We start from the raw sequence: 20,522 nt of genomic DNA, 5'->3' as shown, positions 1-20,522 counted from the left end.
ATTCGAGGGGCACGACCCACGCGACACTTCCGGAGGCACCCCCCATGGCCAAGATCCTCTTCGTGATGACCAGCAGCGACCACTGGACGCTCGCCGACGGCACCCCGCACCCGACCGGCTACTGGGCGGAGGAGGCCGTCGCCCCGTACGGGGTCTTCCGCGCGGCGGGCCACGAGGTGGTGGTCGCCACGCCGGGCGGTGTGGTGCCGCCGGTGGACAAGGGCAGCCTGGCCGCGGCGGCCAACGGCGGGCAGGAGGCGGCCGACCGGATCGCCGCGGCGCTCGCCGGGATGGGCGAGCTGGAGCGGCCGGTGCGGCTGGAGGACGTGGATCCCGCCGACTACGCGGTGGTGTTCTACCCGGGTGGCCACGGCCCGATGGAGGACCTGGCCGTCGATCCCGTCTCGGGCCGGGTGCTGATCGCGGCGCTGGACTCCGGCCGGCCCCTCGGTGTCGTCTGCCACGGTCCGGCCGCACTGCTGGCGGCGGTGCGGGAGGACGGTTCGAACGCCTTCGCCGGCTACCGGGTGGCCGCCTTCACCAACGCCGAGGAACGGCAGGCCGGTCTCGCCGAGCGGGCGAAGTGGCTGCTGGAGGACCGGCTCACCGAGGCGGGCGTGGACGTGCGGGTGGGCGAGCCGTGGGCGCCGCACGTGGTCGTCGACCGCAACCTGGTGACGGGTCAGAACCCGGCCTCGTCCGCCCCGCTCGCGGAGGAACTGCTGAAGCAGCTCGGCTGAGGGGCCGCCGGACGCCTCACCCGGCGTCGTACACGGCCGCCAGCGTCTCCAGTGCGTCGCCCAGGCCGGTCGGGCGGGGCAGGCCGGGGGCGCGGCCGGCCCAGCCGGGGCCGCCGAGCACCACGGACGGTGTACGGCGGGCCCCGCGCACGCCCCAGCGGGTCGCCGCGACATGCCGGGCGAGGGCCAGGCTCGCGGTGGAGCGGGCCTGGGCCCACAGGACGACCGCCACCGGGCCCAGCCGCTGCACGGCCGCGGACAGCGCCTCCGCGGGCACGGCGGCGCCGAACATCCGGGTGGGCACGTCGAGCCGGCTGAGACCGGCGTTGAGCGCCTCCAGCGGCAGGGTGTGCTGCTCACCCGGTACGCACGCGAGGAGCACCGGCCCCGGCCCGCCCGTGACGTCACCGGGCGCGGCGGGGCGGGTGGCGCGGCGCAGGGCCGTGGAGACGTGCCAGGACAGCAGGTGCTCGACCTCGACGTACCGGTCCCCGGACGAGGCCCACTTACGTCCCACCGCGTGCAGGGTCGGCACCATCACCTCCTGCCAGGCGGCGGCCAGTCCGTGCCGGTCGACGGCCTGCGTCAGCTGTTCGGCGACGGCCGGCGCGTCGAGCCGTACGGCGGCGCGGGCCAGGCCCCTGCACTCCTGGCGGACGTCGCCGCCCAGCGGGAGCCCGCCGGTCTCACGGGAGTGTTCCCGGACCCCGCCGGCCGGCTTGCCCGGGGGCGGACCGGCGCCCTCCTTCGCGGCGCGGGCGGCCTCGGCGGGCGGCACCCCGGCCGAGGTGAGCCGGCACATCGCCTCCAGTACGGCCACGTCGTCCGGGCGCCAGCGGCGGTGCCGGCCGTCTCCGCGCACGGCGGGACCGATGCCGTAGCGCCGGTCCCAGGAGCGCAGGGTGGTGGGCGCCACGCCCAGGCGGCGGGCCAGGGCACCGGTGGTCAGTCCGGTGTCGTCGGAGGCGGTGAACTCGCTCATGTGCCGACTTTACGGCTGATACGACGCAGAAACGACGCGTGTTGAGAGGGACCGCGCACCGCTCGGACGATGACCTCACGGGGCCACGCCCCGCAGGACGTCCCGCACCGGCCCGGGACGGGTCGCCCGACGTGAGGAGCCGTCGTCATGAGCCCGCAGCCGTCCCCCGCTGTCCCGTCCGTGCGCGCGAGAGGCGCCGAGCCGCTCGCCGACGAGGAGATCGCCCGTGGCCTGATGGCGGGCGACGAGGCCTGTCTGGCCGCCGCCTACCGTCGCTGGTCCGCGCTGGTGCACTCGTTGGCCTGGCGGTCCCTGGGGGACGTGCGGGAGGCCGAGGACGTCAGCCAGCAGGTGTTCCTGGGCGTGTGGCGGGGCCGTGCGGGCTACCGGCCCGAACGCGGCACCCTGGGCGGCTGGATCGTGGGCATCACCCGCCGCAGGATCGCCGACAGCCTGGCGGCGCGGACCAGGCGGCTGCGTCTCGTCGCCGCGGCCGGCTCCCAGCTCGCCCTCACCGACCCGGACCGGGACCGCCCCGAGGCCGCTCTCGACCGCGTGCTGGTGCGCGGCGAACTCGCCCGGCTCCCGGCGCCCCAGCAGCGGGTGCTGCGCCTGACGTTCTACGAGGACCTCACCCAGACCCAGATCGCGGAGCGCACCGGCTGGCCGCTCGGCACGGTCAAGAGCCATGCGCGGCGCGGCATGCAGCGGCTGCGGGTCCGTCTGGAGCCCCTGGGCGAGGGCTGACCCCCGACCGCGCCGGGGACCGAATCTCTTTTCGACGCATAAACGCTGCACACGTCGGCGATGGGCGTTTGCCTTCCCCGGGTGTGACGGTGCATCCGGCCCTCACCCTCCCCCGGAAGTACCGTTCGGCCGCACCTCCACGTCCCCTCGAGTGCGGCCGGCGGGAGAGCGGCCCCTCCCGCCCGCCCCCGGGGAGTGTCGGTGCTCTCCGGGGGCGCTCTCCACCCGGCGAAACAGGACGACTCGACCTCTACACATAAAGGCCGGATAAGCGCAGAATGTCCGTGCGCGGCGCTTACCGCACACCGCACCAGACGCGGTCAGGCCAGCCAGTCGAAGGAGACGAGTGATGGCCAACGTCTCGCCAGACAGAAGTGACATATCGACCCACCCCGACGTATCCGAGATGCGGGCACGCTACGAGGCCGTGCTCGGCGGCGGCCGTGACGTGGCGCTCGTGGACGGACCGGTGTTCCTGCTCGGTCTGTACTGCGCGGTGTCACCGTGGGTGCTCCACTACACCACCAGCCAGCCCGACCTCATGACCCACAACCTGGTCGTGGGCGTCGCGATCGGTCTGCTGGGTCTCGGATTCACCGCCGCTCCGGCCCGGATGTACGGCCTGAGCTGGGCCATGTGCGCACTCGGCGTGTGGATGATCATCGCGCCGTGGGTCGTCGGGACCAGCCCGGACACCGGCGTCGTGGTCAACAACATCATCATCGGCGCCCTGGCCGTGGTCCTGGGGATGATGTGCGCCTTCACGGCGGCGAGGAGCGCCCCGCAGGCGTAGCCCCCGGCCCACCCGAACGAGAAAGGCGGCCCGGCCGGCCCGCACAGGCGGATCGGCCGGGCCGGGTCATGCGTGAGGAGGGGTCAGCTCACGTTGAGCGCCGTGTCGTCGATGACGAAGGACGTCTGGAGCGTGGAGCCCTCGGTGCCGGTGAACTTGAGCGTGACGGTCTGTCCGGCGTAGCCCGCCAGGCTGAAGCCGCGCTGGGTGTAGCCGCCGGCGGCATTGAGGTTGGAGTAGGTCGCGAGCGTGCTCAGGACCGTGCCGGAGCTGTTGAGCACCTGGACCTTCAGGGTGTCGTACGCCGTACTGGTGGTGGTCTCGGCCGTGTCGATGTGGAGATAGAAGCTGAGGGCGGCGGTGGTGCAGCCGGACGGGATGGTCACCGACTGGGAGAGCGTGTCGGTGGTGGCGGAGCCGTATCCGTCGAGCCAGGCGTAGTAGGAGCCCGTACGGGCCGACTGGCTGGAGGAGTTGGTGATGACCCCGCTGGTGGCGCTCCACGTGCCGGCGCCGGACTCGAAGCCGTTGTTGCCGAGGAGCTGGGCGGCGGTGCAGGTGCCGGAGCCGCCGCCGTCGTCACCGCCGCCGCTGCTGCTCCCGCCGGCGAGCCACTCGGTGGCGTTCAGGGCGAGGGCTGCGTTGGTGGCGCCGGAGTCGTGCCAGCCGTCGTAGAGCGTGTTCCCGGACTGGCCGGTGCCGTCGTCGATGGGTGAGCTGTCACCCCAGAAGGCGACCCGGCCGCTGCCGAAGGTGCTGGTGGCGAAGAAGGCACCCGTGTTGCCGGAGTAGCCGGTGCGGTACAGCAGGCCCTTGACGGCGGAGTTGTCGGCGGGCTTCAGGGTGGCCGTCGTACCGCTGGCGATCAGGCTCTTGCTCACGGTGCCGAAGGAGCCGTGCAGCACCGGGTCGGTGCTGTCGCTGATGGCCGAGGGGTAGTCCGAGCTGATGCTGAGGGAGTCGATGGAGAAGCCGAACGGGTCGGTGGAGTCGACGCTGTTGTTCGTCATCAGGTCGTTGAGGATCTCGACGGCGTCCTCGCCGTCGCTGTTGCGGTCGGCGCCGGTGTGGTCGGAGATCATGAAGAGACCGCCGCCGTTCTTCACGAAGTTCATGATCGCCGTCTTCTCGGCGGTGGTGAACAGCGTGTTGGGCTCCGGCAGGACCAGCGTGTCGAAGTTCGACAGGTCGGTCGTGGACGAGCCGCCGTAGGTGAGGGCGCTCGTGGCGGTCTTGAGGCTGTAGTCGCCGGTCTTCTGGAGGGCGACACCCCACGACGACAGCGCTCCGGTCCAGTCCGTCTCCGAGGACGGGGAGGAGTCCTGGGAGAGCGGGTCGGGCTTGCTGGTGGAGATGATCCAGTCCGCGTTGCCGGCCTCCTCGGCGTGGCCGTCGTCGAAGAGGATCCGGTGGGGGGTGGCCGCGTGGGCGGGGGTGGCGGTGGCGGCGACCTGGAGCGCCGCTCCGGTGACGAGCAGGCCGAGGCCGGCCAGGAGCGTGGTGACCTTGCGGGGGCGTCTCGGTGATCCGGGCATCCGGCGAACCTCCGTGAGGGGGTGGGGAGAGGGCGGGTGCGGCGGCGATCTGCGCGCGTAGACCTCGCAAGGAAGGGTTCTACACGCGTGGACTTATTGAAAGGTACATGGCACGCCCCCTCCGTGAACATCAAGCGCGGGCAATAACGTGCGCACTAACGTCAGCAGCGGGACCGGAACCGACTGCCCCACCCCGGAGCGGGCACAAGCCAGTCGACGGGCTCTCACCAAGGCCCTCACCCAAGGCTCTCACCAAGGAGGGGCGGAGATGGAGATCGACGGCATCATCAGTGCCATCTTCATCGGCATCATCATCGGCGTGCTCGGACGACTCGTCGTCCCGGGCCGCCAGCGGATCGGCATGCTGTGGACGATCGCGGTCGGCATCGTGGCCGCACTGATCGGGTCGGCCCTCGCCTCGGTACTGGGCGTGGCCGACACCAAGGGGGTCGACTGGATCGAGTGGCTGATCCAGATCGGCCTCGCGGCGTTCGGAGTGACGGCGCTGGACCGGGCGAGGACACGCCGGTGAGGACACGCCGGTGAGCGCGCCGGGGCCGGGGCGGGAGCCGATCCGCACCCGCGCGAGCGGGTCACCGCCCACCCCGGCCCCGGCCCGCCGGCCGCCCCTCACCGCCCGCCGAGCAGCCCCTCGTGCTGGTACCACATCTCCTCGTACTCGGTCATGAACTCCGCGTCGAAGGGGCCGTAGGGGCGGGACTCCCCGACGACCAGGACGTTCAGCGGGCCGCCGAGGCGTCGCTCGATCATCGCGTGGATCGCGCGCGTGCTGACGGCGGGCGCGGCGCGGTCGGAAGGTGCCGGACCCGCCCGTCGCCCTCGGGGTGTTCACCGAGGGTGGCCAGGCCGGTCGCCACGTCCAGGATGCTCGTATGGCTGTGCGGCAGGTCGATGTCGCCGATGCCGAGCACCTCGCCACCGGTCGGCGCGGCCGGGAAGACCGCTCCGCCGAGGGTGGAGTTGAGCACGCCGGGGCCGACGAAGTCGGCGGAGCGGCCCAGCACCACCCGGGCCCGCCCCTCGCGGTGCGCGGCGAGGTACTCCTCGTCCAGCCGGGCCCGCATGCGGCCCTTGCGGGTCGTCGCCCGCCACGGGGTCTCCTCGGTCATCGCCGCTCCCGCAGGCGGATCCCTCGGCCTCGGTACGGCCGGTGGTGGCCCAGATGACGGAGTGGGCGGCGCAGGACCCGGCGGTGGCCGAGTGGGCCCGCGCCCAGGTGCCCCCCGGTGCGGAGGGCGTCGCCCTGGCGGGCGCCGTGCTCGCCTGGACACACGTGCACGGCGCCGGCGGCCTCGAGGTGTCCGGCCAGTTCGAGGGCATGGGACACGACGGGGCCACCCTGCTCACGGCCCAGCTCGATCTGCTGGCGGACGGCTTCGGCCTGGGCTGAGCGGCCTGGGCTGGGCGGCCTGGGGCTACGGCGTGACCGGGGCTACGGCGTGTAGAGGTACGGCGTGGTGGTGGTCAGCGCGGCGAAGCCGAGACGTTCGAGGATGGGCCGGCTCTGGTCGGAGGCGTCGACCTGGAGATAGCGGTAGCCACGCTCGGCGGCGATGCGGGCGCGGTGGGCGATCAGCGCGCGGTAGATGCCGCGGCCGCGCCACTGCGGGGCGGTGCCACCGCCCCACAGGCCGGCGAACCGGGTGCCGGGGACGAGTTCCATGCGCGCCGAACTGACCGGTTCGTCACCGGCGAGGGCGACCAGGGCGACGATCGTGTCCGGGTCCGCGGTGAGCCGGGCGAGCACGAGGTCCCGCAGGAAGGAGCCGTCGTGACCGAAGGCCTTCTCGTTGGCCGCGACCATGAGCTCGACGCCCGCCGCGTCGGTCACCTCCACGATCCGCACGCCCTGCGGCGGCGGCGCGTCGACGAGCTGGTCGCTCGTCCCGCCGATCATCAGCGTCTCCTCCGGTTCGGCGGCGAACCCGGCGTCCGTGAGCCGTCGTCCCAGGTCGACGGGGCGGTCGTGGCCGTGGTGCTTCCACTCGAACTCCACCCCGCGCCCCGCGAAGTAGGCGATCTGGGCGGCGATCGCGGCGTCCGCGTCCCTGCCGTCCAGGTCCGACCAGAGGACGCCGTTCCAGCCGCCCTCGCCGCCGACGTGGCGGACCACGCCCCCGGTCCGTTCGACCCGGGCGTCGGAGCTCTCCGGGCGGGCGCCTTCGCGCATGTCCCGGTCGTACAGGGCGAGTACCGCGGCATGATCCATACGGGCCACTCCAGCACCCCGGTGCCGCCCCCCACAACGCATTAACGGCGTCGGCCCCGGCCGGCACCCCCAGGCTGTGCGGCGCCGAAGATCGTCACGCCCGCGAGGAGGGCCGTACGCCGTGATCGAGGAGAGCGAGCCGCCGTATCTGCGCCGCTGTGTCGAGCTGGCCGCCGAGGCGTTGGAGGCCGGGGACGAGCCGTTCGGGTCGGTGCTGGTCCGCGGGGACGGCACGGTGCTCGCCGAGCACCACGACCGGGTGGCGGGCGGCGACCGCACCCGGCATCCCGAATTCGAGCCGGCCCGCTGGTCGGCGGCCCCGCTGACACCCGGGGAGCGGGCGGCTGCCACGGTCTGCACCTCCGGCGAGCACTGCCCGATGTGCGCGGCCGCCCACGCCTGGGTCGGCCTCGGCCGGATCGTCCACGTCGCCTCGTCCGCCCAGCTCGGCACCTGGCTGGAGGAGTGGGGGGCGGCGGCACCCCCGGTACGGCCCCTGCCGGGTGCACGAGGTGGCCCCCGGAGTGACCGCGGAGGGCCCGGTCCCGGAGCTGACCGACGAGGTACGCGCACTGCACCGACGGTTCCACGGCGCCTGAGCCCGGCGGCCGGCACCCGTCCGGCACCCGTCCGGCGCTCGGCCGACGCCTGTCCGACGCTCGGCTCGCCGAGATCGACCGTCCGGCGGCCCGGCTCCACGACATCTGCCCAGTCCGGCGGCCCGGCTCCACAACATCCACCCAGCAGGCGGCCCGGCATCTACCCGGTCCTCCGGCAGCTCGGCCCGACGACACCTCGCGCCCGGCGGCTCGGCCCTGCACCCCGCCCGGCGGCTCGGCCCGGCGACATCCACCCGCCCGGCGGCTCGGCCCGGCGACATCCACCCGCCCGGCGGCTCGGCCCGACACCACCCACCCACCCGGCGGCGGTGCCTGACCGGAGGTTCCACCGCGCGGCCGAGTACGGCGCTTCCTCCGCGGGCCGGCGGGTGCGCACCGCAGGTCCCCGTTCGGCGGGGGCCTGCGGATCGCCTCGGTGAAGGTTCAGGAGGCTCGGCCCTGTGCGCTCGGCCCTGTGCGCTCAGCCCCGTGCGCTCAGCCCTGTGCGCCCGGGCGGAAGCGGCGGTAGAGGACCGCTCCGGCCAGGACCAGGGCCGCGCTGCCGGCCAGGGCGGGCACGGTCGCGTCGGCGCCCGTGTGGGCGAGCGCGGACACGGTCCGCTCGGAGGCCGGGGTCTGGGGCGCCCGGGCGTGCGGGACGGTCTTCGTGCCCGGGGCGGGACGCTGCGGCTCGGGCTCGGGGGCCGACGGCTGGCGCGTGGGCGGCACCGGCGCGCTCGGACGACCGGGCTGCGCCGGGTGCACGGGCTTGTCGACCGGGCCGTTCACCGACTGGTTGCCGAACACCGGGTTCAGGACCCCGACGACGTCCACGCTGTTCCCGCTGGCGTTCAGGGGCAGGTCGACCGGCGCCTGCAGACCGTTGCCGGAGACGACTCCGGGCGAGCCGGCCGTCGTGCTCGTCGCGCCCGCCCCGGACGCCGGCGCGTGCTTCGGCGCGGCGCCCTTGTTCGCGCAGCTGTTGCCGAACGCGGGGTTCAGCAAGCCGACCACGTCCACGGTGTTGCCGCAGAGGTTGACCGGGAGGTGCACCGGCAGCTGCACGCCGTTGCCGGAGGCCACGCCGGGCGAGCCGGCCGCGGTACCGGCGGCGGAGGAGTCGGCGAACGCCGGCATCGTCACGGCGGCCATCGCGCCGGAGGCTGCTGCTACGGCGAGCACACCGTTTCGGGTAGCCCGTCTCATGGGTCCCTGCCTTCCATACATGCCATACAGGTCGCGGGCACTCGCCCGCACCAGGTAAAACGCGGGCGAACCGAACGAGTTATGCCCAATCCGTCATTCACCCCATCGGGCGCCCCCGGTCGAACGGCCCCACGCCCCGCGAACCGGTCCGCGCGAGGGCGACGGCGGCCCGCCGCCCGTCCGGAGGCGAGCCTTCCGGAGGCCGCCTATCGTGATCCGGGACGCCGGTCCCCGGTCCGCTGCGGGGCGTCCCTGGAGGCACTGATGCTGGCCATGCTGTCGACGCGGCGCCGCCGCGCGCTCGCCACGGGCGCCGCGCTCACCCTGCTGGGGACGGGACTGCCGACGGCCGCCGCGGCGGCCGGGGACGACCGGTCCGGCCTCGACCGGTTCTACGACCAGAAGATCTCCTGGTCGGCCTGCGACCTCGACGGCGTGCCCGAGGACCTCCAGTGCGGCAAGGTGACCGTGCCGCTCGACTACGCGCACCCCGGGGCGGGCTCCCTCGACCTGGCGCTCGCCCGCTACCGGGCCACCGGCCACAAACGGGGCTCGGTGCTGCTGAACTTCGGCGGCCCCGGCGGCGCGGGCGTTCCCGGACTCGCCTACGGCGGCAAGGACTTCATGGAGCTGACCGACGGCTACGACGTGGTGTCCTTCGACCCCCGGGGCGTCGGCCGCTCCTCCCCGGTCAGCTGCGGGGACACCGAGGAGGACGAGGGGCTGAGCGTTCTGGAGGACGACACCGCCCTCGGCGATCCCCGGGCGCTGCTGGCGAGGCTGAAGCAGACCGCCGCCGCCTGCGCACGGCACTCCGGGCCGGTCCTGACCCACATCGGCACGGTCGACGCGGCGCGGGACATGGACGTCATACGCCAGGCGCTGGGCGACAAGAAGCTCAACTACCTGGGCTTCTCCTACGGCACCCGGCTGGGCGCCGTCTACGCGGCCCGGTTCCCGGGCAAGGTCGGCCGGGTGGCCCTCGACGGCGTCGACACCCTCACCGAGCCGCTCACCGAGCAGGGCCTCGCGGGCGCCCGGGGCCAGCAGGTGGCGCTGGAGGACTTCGTCGACTGGTGTGTGAAGGACATCGCCTGCCCGTTCGGCACGGACGCGCGGACGGCCCGCGAGGAGGTGGTCCGCACGGTCCGCTCGCTCGACGAGGATCCCGTGCCGACGGACTTCGGTGACGACTTCACCGGACAGGACCTGGTGGCCGCCCTCGGCGAGGGCCTCTACAGCGAGGAACTGTGGCCCTCGCTGGAGCGCGCCCTCGCCCGACTCGTCGAGGACGGCGACACCTCCGGCGTGATGGCCTTCGCCACCGGCGGCGTCGCCTTCCCGGCCCGCGCCCCGGGCCCCGCCCCCTCCCCCAGCCCGCTCGTCGACGCCGAGGACGTTCCGCTCGACAACCTCCCGGCCGCGCTGATGGCGATCAACTGCGCCGACGACCCCGACCGTCCCACCGCCGAGCGGATCACCGCCGATCTGCAACGGCTGCGCGCCGACTACGACAAGGCGTCACCGGTGTTCGGCCGGTACCGCCTGTCCGAGGTCCTGCTGTGCTACGGCCGGCCCCGGGGCACCGACTTCATCCGCGAGAAGGTGAAGGACCTCGGCACGCCGAAGATGCTTCTCGTCGGCACCCGCGGGGACCCGGCGACGCCGTACCGCTGGACCGTGGAGACGGCCGAGCGGCTGGGCGGCTCGGCCGTGGTGCTCGACAACCGGGGCGAGGGCCACACCGGCTACGGCTCGTCCAAGTGCGTGCACCGCAAGGTCGACGACTTCCTGCTGTACGGCTCCCTGCCCCGCAGCGGCAGTTCCTGCCTGTCCGACGAGGACGGCGGCTGAGTGCGCCGGTTCGCGCCGTGGCTGCTCGTCGTCCTCTGCGCGGCCGGGGCGCTGGCCGCGTCGTGCACGGTGTCCGCCCGGTGGTGGTGGGCGGCCGGTCCGCTGCTCGCCCTGGCCCTCCTCGGCGCCCGGGACATGCTCCAGCGCCGGCGTGCGCTGCTGCGCAACCATCCCCTGGTGGGCCGTCTGGGATACCCGGTGCGGGAACCGGCGCCCCCGGTTCACGTCACACCCGCCGCACAGGAGTTCTTCGCGCCCTCGGCGGGCCCGGTCCCGCCGCCCGAGGAGGAGCCGCGGGTGCGCGTGGGCGGGCCCGACTGCACGCTGCCGTACGACATGGCCCTGCTGAACGTGTCGGCGCTGAGCTTCGGGGCGCTGTCCGCCCGCGCGGTCCTCGCCCTCGGCCGGGGTGCGGCGCTGGGGCGTTTCGCCCAGGACACCGGGGAGGGCGGGCTCTCGGACCACCATCTGCGCGGCGGCGGGGACCTCGTCTGGGAGATCGGCTCGGGCTACTTCGGCTGCCGCAGGCCCGACGGGGGCTTCGAGGAGCGGGAGTTCGCGGACCGGGCGGCGCTGCCCGAGGTGAAGTGCGTGTCGCTGAAGCTGTCGCAGGGGGCCGCTCCGGGCGGCGGCGGGGTACTGCCGGGGGCCAAGGTGAGCGCGGAGATCGCGCGGGAACGGGGCGTGGTCCAGGGACGGACGGTGGTCTCGCCGCCGTGTCACCGGGTGTTCTCGACACCGCGTGAACTGGTGCTGTTCCTGGCCCGGATGCGGGAGCTGGCGGGCGGCAAGCCGACCGGGTTCAAGCTGTGCGTGCGGTCGCGGCGGCAGTTCCTCGCGGTGTGCAAGGCGATGCTCGCGGAAGGCGTCACGCCCGACTTCGTCGTGGTGGACGGCGCGGAGGGCGGCACGGGCGCCGGGCCGGCGGGCCTCGCCGAACGGCCGGGGATGGTGCTCACCGAGGGGCTGATCACCGTGCACAACGCGCTCGTCGGCACCGGCCTCAGGGACCGGATCCGGATCGGCGCGAGCGGCGGGATCGCCACCGGCGCGGACATCGTCCGACGGCTCGCCCAGGGCGCCGACTACACCAACGCGGCCCGCGCGATGATGGCCGCCGTCGGCTGCGTCGGCGCCGGCCGCTGCCCCACCGGCGCCTGCCCGGTCGGTGTCGCCACCCAGGACCCGTGGCGGGTGTGGGCCCTGCACGTCGGCGACAAGGCGCGGCGGGTCCGGCACTACCAGCGGGCGACGGTCCGCAGCGCCGTCCGGATCATGGCGGCGCTGGGCGTACGCGAGCCGGGCGGGCTCACCCCCGGGCATCTGCTGCGCCGTACGGACGCGCGGACGGTCCGTTCCTACGCCGAGCTGTACGAGTGGCTGGAGCCGGGCGCCCTCACCGCCGGACCGCCCGCCGACTGGGCGGCGGACTGGGCGGCGGCGGACCCGGACGTCTTCGGCTGACGCCCGCCGGAACGCGCCGGGGCGCCGGATCAGCCCACGAACGCGTCGATCGCCGCCGTCAGCTCGGCCGGCTTCTCCACGGGGAGTTCATGGCCGGCGTCCAGGATGCGGACGGTGGCGTCCGGGTACGCCTTCGCCATCCGGAGCATCTGCCGCACCGGCAGCTGGATGTCGTAGTACCCGTGGATCATGAGGGTGGGGGCCTTGATCTCCCCGACCCGGTCCAGGACGTCGAAGGCCCGCATGGCGCCGTACAGCGTCATGACCACCTCGCGCGAGGTGTCGGCCGAGGACTCGACGTACCGGCGGATCTCCTCCCGGGGGAAGCCGGGCGCGAAGGCGCGCTGGATGTTGGCGGCGACGAACAGCTTGAAGGGGACCAGGGTGGAGGCCGCCATCAGCAGTCCCCGGCCCCGGCTGTACGTCATCCGGGCGATGGAGTTCACCAGGATCATGCGCTCCACCCGCCCGGGGTGGGAGAGGGCGACGGTCTGCGCGATCATCCCGCCCATCGAGTGGCCGACCAGGACGCAGCGCTCGATGCCGAGGTGGTCGAGGAGGGCGACGAGGTCCTGCGCCAGCTCCGCCACCGTCCTCACCCCGGCGCCGCCGCTCTCGCCGTGTCCGCGCAGGTCGAACCGGACCACCCGGCGCGTCTCGGCGAAGTGGGCGACCTGGTGGTCCCAGCGGCGCCGGTTCGCCGTCCAGCCGTGCACGAAGACCAGCGGCGTCCCCCCGCCGTCGCGCGGTCCCTCGTCGTCGTACGTCAGCGGTGCGCCGTCGACTTCGAGCTGCGGCATGGGTGCCTCCTGCGGTACGTCCCGGTTACTGACGCGTACGGTAACCGTCGGCCGGGGTCGTCGTCACCGTCGTACGCCGAGGAAATCCGGGACTTTCCCGAGGACCCGCCCCGGCCCCGACCAACGGGACGGCCCGCCGACCGCTTTGCGCGTGTTACCCCGAATGCCCCATAGGTGAATCGGTCCTATGGTGCTCATATGGAGCACGCACTCAGCCCCGCGACCCTCTCCGAACTGCGCCGCCCGCGCCCCTATCCCGCGGTCTCCGTGCTGACCCCGACGCACCGCCGGGAACCGGACAACGCCCAGGACCGGGTCCGGCTGCGCAATGTCGTGGCCGACGCGAAGAAACAGCTGGAATCCGACCCGGGGGTCACCCGTGAGCGGCGCGCCGACGTCGCCGACCAGCTCGACCGGGCGATGGCCGAGGTCGACCTGACGTACACCGAGGACGGGCTGGTGATCTTCGCCGCGCCCGGCGAGCACCAGGTGTGGTCGCTGGGCCGCCCGGTGCCGGAGCGGGTCGTGCTCGCGGACACCTTCCTGACCCGCAACCTGGTCTCCGCGCAGGCCGCCGAGCGGCCGTACTGGGTGCTGTCGGTCTCCGTCGACCGGGTCACCCTGTGGAGCGGCGGGCCGGACCGGGTCACCGAGGAGCACCTCGGTGGCTTCCCGATGGTCCGCCGGCAGGAGAACTTCGACGCCGAACGCCGGGAGCAGATCGGCGACACCCCGAGCACCTTCCGCGACGAGGACACCCGCCACTTCCTGCGCGAGGCCGACACCGCGATGAACCGGCTGCTGCGGCTGGCCGCGCGGCCGTTGTACATCACCGGTGAACAGGCGGCCCTCTCGGCCCTGGACGAGCTCGGCACGGTCACCCGGGCCGCGGTGCACGTCCCGCACGGCGGGCTGTCGCACGGCACCCCGGACTCGGTGTGGCAGGCGGTGCGGCCGATGGTCGCCGCCGAGGCCCGCCGCAGCGTGGACACGGTCAGCCGCGCGCTCGAATCGGCCCTCGGCCGCAAGGAGTTCGCGGCCGGCGTCGACGAGGTGTGGCAGAACGCCCGCGAGGGCCGGGTCCGGCTGCTCGCCGTCGAGGAGAACTACCGGGTGACCGTGCGCGACGACGGCGACCATCTGATCCCGGCCCTGAGCGGCGACCTCGACGCCCGCGAGGACATCGTGGACGAGATCGTCGAGCAGTGCCTGGAGACCGGCGCCGACGTGCGCTTCGTCCCGGACGGCACACTGGGCAACGAGGCGGGGATCGCGGGCGTCCTGCGGTACTGAGAGCCCCCGGCGGCGCATTCCCCCCGCGCCCTCCTGCCCTCCCTGGCCCGCCCCCTCCCCCCGTGCCCTCCCCCCGCGCGTACGCTACGACACGATCGGCGGCCGGGAGGGGGAGCGCACGTGGGTGAGCTGCTGGGTGTGGCGGTGCTGGGGGCCGGGCACATGGGGGCGGACCACATACGGCGCCTCGACCGCGTGGTGAGCGGAGCCAGGGTCGCCGCCGTGGCCGACCTCGACCCGGCGCGGGCGAAGGACGCCGTCGCCGGGATCGACGGGGTCCTCGTGCACACGGAGACGGAGGCCGCGCTGGACGCTCCCGGGGTGCAGGCGGTGCTGATCGCCTCGCCCGGTCCCGCGCACGAGGAGGCCCTGCTCGCGGCGCTCGCCCGGGGGCTTCCGGTGCTGTGCGAGAAGCCGATGGTGCCGGACTCGGCGGGGGCCCTGCGGATCGTCGAGGCGGAGGCCCGGCTCGGCCGGCGGCTCACCCAGGTCGGGTTCATGCGCCGCCACGACGCCGAGTACCGGCGGCTCAAGGCGCTCCTGGACGGCGGGCGGCTGGGACGGCCCCTGATGCTGCACTGCGTGCACCGCAACGTCTCCTCGCCGCCGGACTTCACCAGCGCGATGCTGATCGACAGTTCGGTGTCGCACGAGATCGACGCGGCCCGCTGGCTGCTCGGCCAGGAACTGACGGCGGTCTCCGTACTGCGGCCGCGTCCCTCCTCCGGCGCCCCGCAGGGGCTGCTCGACCCGCAGTTCGTGGTGTTCGAGACCGACGGGGGCGCCCTGGTGGACGTGGAGGTCTTCGTCAACTGCGGCTTCGGGTACCAGGTGCGCTGCGAGGCCGTGTGCGAGGCGGGCAGTGCGCGCATCGGCGACGACCACGGGATGCTGGTGACCGCGCGCGGCGACGCGGCGACCGAGGTGCCGCGGGACTATCTGGTCCGCTTCGCGGCGGCCTACGACCGTGAGGTGCAGAGCTGGGTCGACGCCGCCCGGCGGGGGCGGGTCACCGGTCCGACCGCCTGGGACGGTTACGCGGCCTCCGCCGTCGCGGAGGCCGGGGTCCGGGCGCTGGAGAGCGGCGAGCGCGTCGGGATCGCGCTCGCCGGGCGTCCCGGGCTGTACGCCGGGCACGACGACTGAGACCGCCCGGCCTCAGACATTGCCGAGCAGGGCCTGGAGCCCCTCGTCGACGGCGGCCCCGACGTCCTCCCGTCCCGCCGGGACCACGGCGTAGCTGCGCAGCAGGAAGCGGCGCAGGGCGAAGGTGTCGAACTGGAGCAGGGCCATGCCGAACGGCGAGTGCAGTTCCACCACCGTCCGGGTCGGGCCGCAGGGCCAGATGTGCACGTCACCGGTGCCGGCGGGGCCGCGCAGGCCCTCCTCCAGCAGGGTGCGGCCGAAGGTCCAGGTCGCGGCCTCCTCGGCGAGGGAGATCTCCGCCGGGAAGTCGAGGTGCACGGCGAACGGGTCGCCGGCGGCGTAGCGGAGCGTCGCGGCGACGGGCAGTTCCTGGTCCTCGGCGGTGATCAGGCGCGCGCGGACGGGCTGTTCGAGGGTGATGTCCATGCTTGTAGGACCCCGGATGTGCCGCTCGCATTACGCGAAAGCGGGTGCCACTTGATGTGATCTGCGTCACGGCGCCGATGACCTGAACATACGGCCGTCGAACAGACGACTGACGGTCTTCCCGCACCCCCCTCCGGTCCCTCAAGTCACGTACGTCACCTACGACTTGGTCCCCCTCCCGGCGTACGACCAGCACCCCCGCGAGCCCGCCTCGGGGACGGAGGCATATGCCAGAGACACCACTGAATCGTGTGTTGCCAAATCCCTTACACGGCATCGCGGGCTGTGCAACAGTCGTAACGGCCCTTCCGTCCCCGTTCGTCGTACCGTCCCCGCATCGGAGAGCGTCATGCCGTCCCATCTGCCTGCGGACCATCCCGCCGCCCAGCCGCCGGGACGCGGCTCGGTCGACGCGCTGATCTCACAGGCACGACGGCTCAAGGTCGACGTCGACGCCGTACGCCGGGACGCCCGGGACATCGACACCGGGGACCCGCAGGGCCGCTGGCAGCGCGCGCTGTACGACCTGGCGCTGCATCAGCTCGAGGACCTCGACGCCCATCTGGCCCAGCTCCGGGACGGCCCGCCGCCGGCCTCCGCCGCCCCCCGGGACTCACTGCTCAGCCGGGTCGGCAGCGCGGAGTGGAACCTGCTGGCGGACGACGCCCTCTGGTCCGAGGAGCTCTACGGCATCCTCGGCCGCGACCCCGCCACCCCCGCGCTCACCCTCGACGAACTGCCCTCCCTCGTCCTCGACGAGGACCGGCCGAAGCTCACCGCGATGGTCACGGACTGCCTGGTGGACGCGCGGCCCATCGACGGCGAGTTCCGCGTCGTACGGCCGGACGGCGGGGTGCGGACCGTGCACATGATGGGTGAGCCCGTGCTCGACGCCGACGGCGGCACCGCCTCGATGTGGGCCGTGCTGCGGGACGTCAGCGCACTGCGCCGCAGCCAGAGCGAGGTGCGGGAGACCCGTGACTCGCTGCACCGCGAGCGGCAGCGCACGCAGAGCGAGCGCCGGCTCGCGGTCGAGCTCCACGAGGCCGTGCTCCCGCCCGGACACGGCGCCCTGCGGCTGCCGCACGGGAGCTCCGGCACCCTCGACCTCGCCGCCGCCAGGCTGCCCGCCGCGACCGGCTCGCTCCTCGGCGGGGACTGGTACGACGCCCTCGAACTCCCCGACGGCCAGACCCTGCTGAGCGTCGGCGACCTCACCGGCCACGGCCCGGCCGTCACCGCGGACACGGCGATGCTGCTGGGCGCCCTGCGCGGCATGGGCATGGCCGGCACCGCACCGGCCCAACTGATGGGCTGGCTCAACCAGTTACTGGACGCCACCGTGCAGCCGGTGCTGGCCGGCGCCCTGTGCTGCCGCTACCGGCCCGACACCCGCACCCTGACCTGGGCGCAGGCCGGACACCCCACCCCGCTGCTGTTCCGCGACGGGACGGGGCGTCGGCTCGACACACCCGACGGTGTTCTCCTGGGCGCCACCACGGGCGCCGCCTACGAGCAGGCCGAAGCGACCCTCGATACGGGCGACCTGCTCCTGCTGCACACCGCCGGACTGGTGCCCGGCGACAGGACACACCGACTGCTCGACCTCGCCCCCCGCTTCCACGAGGCGCGCACCGCACAGGACTGCCTGCGGACGGTCATGGAGGAGTTCGAGAGCGGGCGCGACGACGACGCCTGTGTACTCGTCGCCCGGGTCAGCCGGTAATCAACTCGGACGGTTAACCGTCAACTCACTCACGCCTGAGCGGTGTTGCCGCCTCGTCCTCCCCTCGGCCTCGGCAGCGCCTGCCTGATCTGCTCACGCAGCTCGCTGATGCTCGGATAGCCGGCGTACTCCGCGGTGAGCCGGTACATCTCGCGCAGCCGGTCCCAGGTGCGACGGGAGGAGTTCGAGCCCATCGACATCAGGGCCAGCCGGGCGTAGCGGTCCGCCTGTTCCGGGTCGTCCGCGATGAAACAGGCCGAGGCCATGGACAGATGGTCGAAGATCTTCGACCGCTCCCGTCCGTCGATCCGGAGCGCCAGGGCCTTCTCCGCGTAGTACTGGGCGTGGACGGCCGCCTGCGGCTCGAACTCGGCCAGGGTGCGGTAGGCCAGGGCCTGCATGCCGTACAGATCCTCGTCCTTGAAGGTCTGCATCCAGGACGGCGGTTCCACATCGGCCCGGTCGGACACGAAGAGATCCTCCGCCTGGCCCAGGGTGCGGCGCATGGCCTGGCCCTTGCCCATCGACGCCTGCGCCCAGGCCTCGATGGTGTGGAACATCGCCCGGGTCCGGGGCAGCACCCGGCTGCCGGAGCCGGACTGGGCCAGCTTCATCAGGTCCAGGGCCTCGTCGGGCCGGCCGAGATGGACCATCTGACGGGCCGCACGGGAGAGCGCCTCACCCGCCCTCGGCCGGTCGCCGCCCTCCCGTGCGGCATGGGCGGCGATGACGAAGTACTTCTGGGCGGTGGGTTCGAGGCCGACGTCGTGCGACATCCAGCCGGCGAGGACGGCGAGGTTGGCGGCGACGCCCCACAGGCGCCGCTGGAGATGGGCAGGATGGTGGTAGGCGAGCATGCCGCCCACTTCATTGAGCTGTCCCACGACGGCCTTGCGTTGCAGCCCGCCTCCGCGGGCCGCGTCCCAGGCTCGGAACACCTCGACCGAGCGCTCCAGTTCCTCGATCTCCTCCGTCCCGATGGGGGCGGCCTCGTAGCGGTCGAACCCAGCGGAGTCGGCGTGCGGGAGGAGGGGGTTGTCGAGGACGGGAGCGTCGGCGGAGAGGGTGGGGTCGGTGTGCAGCCATTCGTACATGGCGCTGCTGAGTGCTGATCCCGCGGCGAGCGCGGCACCCGCGCCCACCAAGCCGCGTCGGTTGAGCATGAGGTCCATTCCCGTGAATTCGGTGAGGACCGCGGCAGTCCGTTCGGGCGCCCACGGCAAGCCGTCGGGATGTTCTGCGCTCCCGCCGCCCGGCCGTTTCCCCGTACGCCCGTGCCGGACCAGACCGAGGTCCTCAATGGTCACGACACGGCCGAGACGCTCGGTGAACAGGGCCGCCAGCACCCGCGGCACCGGATCGCGCGGGATCTCTCCCGTGTCGATCCACCGCCGTACCCGGGAGGTGTCGGTCGACAGCTGGGGGTGGCCCATGGCCGCCGCCTGCCGGTTGACCAGCCTCGCGAGTTCACCCTTGGACCAGCCGGCCAGGCCGAACAGGTCCGCAAGGCGGGTGTTGGGTTGTCCGCTCACGTAAGCCCCCAGGTTCTCGGCTGAGTTGACAGTAGCCCGGTGAAAGTTGCCGGGCGACTATTCGCCAGGGTTCGCCAGGGTCCGCCAGATGGTGTGCCACTGGGCGACGGGTGTCAGGTAGGAACGCGCCACCCCGACCCGGTCGCCGAGGGACATTCCCCAGGGTGCACCCGGGTGGTCGGTCGGGGCAGCGCTTTGACTCGCAGGCACACGAAGGGATCTGTTCCGCCCATGTACGCAGCATCGTCCTCCGTGTCCGCCCCGCCCCGGCCGCTGCATCCCCGCCCGGGCGGTGGCGGCCCCTATCTCGCCCCCGCCCGGTCGGCGGCTCCCGCGCTCGGCGCGGGCGGCGTCCGCCGTCCCGCGGGGCTCGGCACGCAGCCGCTCAGCGGCAGGCTCGACCTGTCCGGCCCGCAGGGCGCACAGCTGCGCACCGCGATCGCCTCGGTGCACCGGATCTGTCCGGAGTTCGCCCCGGTGCAGGTGCTGCGCCGCAGCGGACGCTCGGTGCTGCTGGTCGGCACCACCGGACGCAGTACGGCCGTCGCGAAGTGTTTACTGGACCACTCGCCCGTCTGGGCCGAGCGGATCCGGCACGAAATAGCGTCCTACCGCACGTTCGTCCGGCAGCGCCCCCCGGTGCGGGTGCCGAGACTGATCGCGGCGGACCCGGACAACTGCACCCTGGTGATCGAGCGGATGCCGGGGCGGGTGGCGGCCCTCCAGCGGCACCCGGCCGAGGCTCCGCCGCGGGCGGACATCAGGGCGGCGCTGGGCGCGATCTGCCGGCTGAACGCCTGGCGGCCGCCGGCGGGCACCTTCGACGCGCCGCTGGACTACGCGGCCCGGATCTCCCGCTACCACGAGCTGGGTCTGCTCACCGACCGGGACCTGGGCGACCTCCAGAAGCTGCTGCACGGCATCGCGGCCTCCGCGGGCCGGCAGGGCATGGGCCAGTTCTGCCACGGCGACGCCCTCCTGTCGAACATCCTCGTCTCACCGGCCGGTCCAGTGCTGGTGGACTGGGAGCACGCGGGCTGGTACCTGCCGGGCTACGACCTGGCGACGCTGTGGTCGGTCCTCGGTGACGCGCCGGTGGCGCGCCGTCAGATCAGCCAGATCGCCCAGTCGGCGGGACCGGCCTCCCGGGACGCCTTCCTGGTGAACCTGATGCTGGTGCTGACCCGGGAGATCCGCACCTACGAGACGGCCGTGCAGCGTTCGATGCACGACTCTGCCCCGACGGCCCCGGGGCCGGCCCACCCGGGTGCCGCGCCGTCCGGCGAGGAACAGCGGCTGCTGCTGCGGCGGCTGCACGACGACTGCCAGCTGGCCCGCCGGGCCGTGCGCGCGGCGGTCGGCACTCGCTGAGGGGACGAAGGGCCGCGGTGCGCCAGAACGGCGGTGCACCGCGGCCCTTTGTGCGTTGCTAACACAGCAAATGTCCTT

Annotated in this window: 18 protein-coding genes and 2 pseudogenes; 12 read left to right on the top strand and 8 right to left on the bottom strand. The window is 73.5% G+C overall.

Going from position 1 to position 20,522, the window contains the following annotated elements:
* Nucleotides 1-44: 44 nt before the first annotated feature.
* Nucleotides 45-740 (top strand): type 1 glutamine amidotransferase domain-containing protein, encoded by a 696-nt coding sequence (locus AQJ64_RS23655; protein ID WP_055638944.1) that lies wholly within the window; start codon nucleotides 45-47, stop codon nucleotides 738-740.
* Nucleotides 741-756: 16 nt separating this feature from the next.
* Here AQJ64_RS23655 and AQJ64_RS23650 read toward each other — a convergent pair whose 3' ends face one another.
* Nucleotides 757-1,722, bottom strand: coding sequence for a MerR family transcriptional regulator (locus AQJ64_RS23650; protein ID WP_055638943.1), 966 nt, complete (start codon nucleotides 1,720-1,722; stop codon nucleotides 757-759).
* A gap of 147 nt (nucleotides 1,723-1,869) precedes the next feature.
* Here AQJ64_RS23650 and AQJ64_RS23645 point away from each other — a divergent pair, with 147 nt between their 5' ends.
* Together AQJ64_RS23645 and AQJ64_RS23640 are read left to right on the top strand one after the other, a co-directional pair.
* Nucleotides 1,870-2,469 (top strand): sigma-70 family RNA polymerase sigma factor, encoded by a 600-nt coding sequence (locus tag AQJ64_RS23645; RefSeq protein WP_055638942.1) that lies wholly within the window; start codon nucleotides 1,870-1,872, stop codon nucleotides 2,467-2,469.
* Between the two features lie 349 nt (nucleotides 2,470-2,818).
* Entirely contained in the window at nucleotides 2,819-3,262 is a 444-nt protein-coding gene (locus AQJ64_RS23640) for an SPW repeat protein (RefSeq protein ID WP_059202955.1), read from the top strand.
* A gap of 83 nt (nucleotides 3,263-3,345) precedes the next feature.
* On the opposite strand, the gene AQJ64_RS23635 is transcribed toward AQJ64_RS23640, so the two are convergent.
* Nucleotides 3,346-4,797 (bottom strand): M6 family metallopeptidase, encoded by a 1,452-nt coding sequence (locus AQJ64_RS23635; RefSeq protein ID WP_059202954.1) that lies wholly within the window; start codon nucleotides 4,795-4,797, stop codon nucleotides 3,346-3,348.
* A gap of 268 nt (nucleotides 4,798-5,065) precedes the next feature.
* Here AQJ64_RS23635 and AQJ64_RS23630 point away from each other — a divergent pair, with 268 nt between their 5' ends.
* Entirely contained in the window at nucleotides 5,066-5,329 is a 264-nt protein-coding gene (locus AQJ64_RS23630) for a GlsB/YeaQ/YmgE family stress response membrane protein (protein WP_059202953.1), read from the top strand.
* A gap of 122 nt (nucleotides 5,330-5,451) precedes the next feature.
* On the opposite strand, the pseudogene AQJ64_RS23625 reads toward AQJ64_RS23630, so the two are convergent.
* Nucleotides 5,452-5,936: pseudogene (locus tag AQJ64_RS23625) on the bottom strand (Rossmann-fold NAD(P)-binding domain-containing protein); the annotation flags it as partial.
* Between the two features lie 44 nt (nucleotides 5,937-5,980).
* On the opposite strand from AQJ64_RS23625, the gene AQJ64_RS48255 reads away from it, so the two are divergent.
* The gene (locus AQJ64_RS48255; RefSeq protein WP_240512971.1) at nucleotides 5,981-6,208 is read left to right on the top strand and encodes a hypothetical protein; all 228 of its coding nucleotides are present in this window, start codon (nucleotides 5,981-5,983) and stop codon (nucleotides 6,206-6,208) included.
* Nucleotides 6,209-6,250: 42 nt separating this feature from the next.
* Here AQJ64_RS48255 and AQJ64_RS23615 read toward each other — a convergent pair whose 3' ends face one another.
* A complete protein-coding gene (locus AQJ64_RS23615) occupies nucleotides 6,251-7,027 on the bottom strand; it encodes a GNAT family N-acetyltransferase (protein WP_055638657.1) in 777 nt (258 codons plus the stop codon).
* 121 nt (nucleotides 7,028-7,148) lie between these two features.
* Here AQJ64_RS23615 and AQJ64_RS23610 point away from each other — a divergent pair.
* Nucleotides 7,149-7,626 (top strand): annotated as a pseudogene (locus tag AQJ64_RS23610) (nucleoside deaminase).
* Between the two features lie 495 nt (nucleotides 7,627-8,121).
* Here the strand turns inward: AQJ64_RS23610 and AQJ64_RS23605 are convergent.
* Complete coding sequence (locus AQJ64_RS23605) at nucleotides 8,122-8,832, bottom strand: chaplin family protein (protein ID WP_206189941.1); 711 nt, start codon at nucleotides 8,830-8,832, stop codon at nucleotides 8,122-8,124.
* A gap of 264 nt (nucleotides 8,833-9,096) precedes the next feature.
* On the opposite strand from AQJ64_RS23605, the gene AQJ64_RS48250 reads away from it, so the two are divergent.
* On the top strand, nucleotides 9,097-10,686 hold the full coding sequence (locus tag AQJ64_RS48250) for an alpha/beta hydrolase (RefSeq protein ID WP_059202952.1): 1,590 nt from the start codon (nucleotides 9,097-9,099) through the stop codon (nucleotides 10,684-10,686).
* The gene (locus AQJ64_RS48245; protein ID WP_055638600.1) at nucleotides 10,687-12,150 is read left to right on the top strand and encodes an FMN-binding glutamate synthase family protein; all 1,464 of its coding nucleotides are present in this window, start codon (nucleotides 10,687-10,689) and stop codon (nucleotides 12,148-12,150) included. It begins immediately after the preceding gene.
* Nucleotides 12,151-12,179: 29 nt separating this feature from the next.
* On the opposite strand, the gene AQJ64_RS23590 is transcribed toward AQJ64_RS48245, so the two are convergent.
* Nucleotides 12,180-12,950, bottom strand: coding sequence for an alpha/beta fold hydrolase (locus AQJ64_RS23590; RefSeq protein ID WP_055638599.1), 771 nt, complete (start codon nucleotides 12,948-12,950; stop codon nucleotides 12,180-12,182).
* A 198-nt stretch (nucleotides 12,951-13,148) separates the two neighbouring features.
* Between AQJ64_RS23590 and AQJ64_RS23585 the strand changes: the two genes are divergently transcribed.
* Nucleotides 13,149-14,243, top strand: a complete 1,095-nt coding sequence (locus tag AQJ64_RS23585) for a baeRF3 domain-containing protein (protein WP_055638598.1) — start codon at nucleotides 13,149-13,151, stop codon at nucleotides 14,241-14,243.
* A gap of 120 nt (nucleotides 14,244-14,363) precedes the next feature.
* The gene (locus tag AQJ64_RS23580) at nucleotides 14,364-15,389 is read left to right on the top strand and encodes a Gfo/Idh/MocA family protein (RefSeq protein ID WP_055638717.1); all 1,026 of its coding nucleotides are present in this window, start codon (nucleotides 14,364-14,366) and stop codon (nucleotides 15,387-15,389) included.
* Nucleotides 15,390-15,401: 12 nt separating this feature from the next.
* On the opposite strand, the gene AQJ64_RS23575 is transcribed toward AQJ64_RS23580, so the two are convergent.
* Complete coding sequence (locus AQJ64_RS23575) at nucleotides 15,402-15,815, bottom strand: SsgA family sporulation/cell division regulator (protein WP_055638716.1); 414 nt, start codon at nucleotides 15,813-15,815, stop codon at nucleotides 15,402-15,404.
* 349 nt (nucleotides 15,816-16,164) lie between these two features.
* Between AQJ64_RS23575 and AQJ64_RS23570 the strand changes: the two genes are divergently transcribed.
* The gene (locus AQJ64_RS23570; protein WP_055638715.1) at nucleotides 16,165-17,541 is read left to right on the top strand and encodes a PP2C family protein-serine/threonine phosphatase; all 1,377 of its coding nucleotides are present in this window, start codon (nucleotides 16,165-16,167) and stop codon (nucleotides 17,539-17,541) included.
* Nucleotides 17,542-17,570: 29 nt separating this feature from the next.
* On the opposite strand, the gene AQJ64_RS23565 is transcribed toward AQJ64_RS23570, so the two are convergent.
* The gene (locus AQJ64_RS23565) at nucleotides 17,571-19,073 is read right to left on the bottom strand and encodes a DNA-binding protein NsdB (RefSeq protein ID WP_059202951.1); all 1,503 of its coding nucleotides are present in this window, start codon (nucleotides 19,071-19,073) and stop codon (nucleotides 17,571-17,573) included.
* 231 nt (nucleotides 19,074-19,304) lie between these two features.
* Here AQJ64_RS23565 and AQJ64_RS23560 point away from each other — a divergent pair, with 231 nt between their 5' ends.
* Complete coding sequence (locus tag AQJ64_RS23560) at nucleotides 19,305-20,444, top strand: aminoglycoside phosphotransferase family protein (protein WP_059202950.1); 1,140 nt, start codon at nucleotides 19,305-19,307, stop codon at nucleotides 20,442-20,444.
* Nucleotides 20,445-20,522: the final 78 nt, after the last annotated feature.

Source organism: Streptomyces griseoruber, from assembly GCF_001514205.1.
Taxonomy (GTDB): Bacteria; Actinomycetota; Actinomycetes; order Streptomycetales; family Streptomycetaceae; genus Streptomyces; species Streptomyces griseoruber.
Note: the sequence above shows the minus strand (reverse complement) of the source record. Positions and strands in the feature narration are given on the sequence as shown.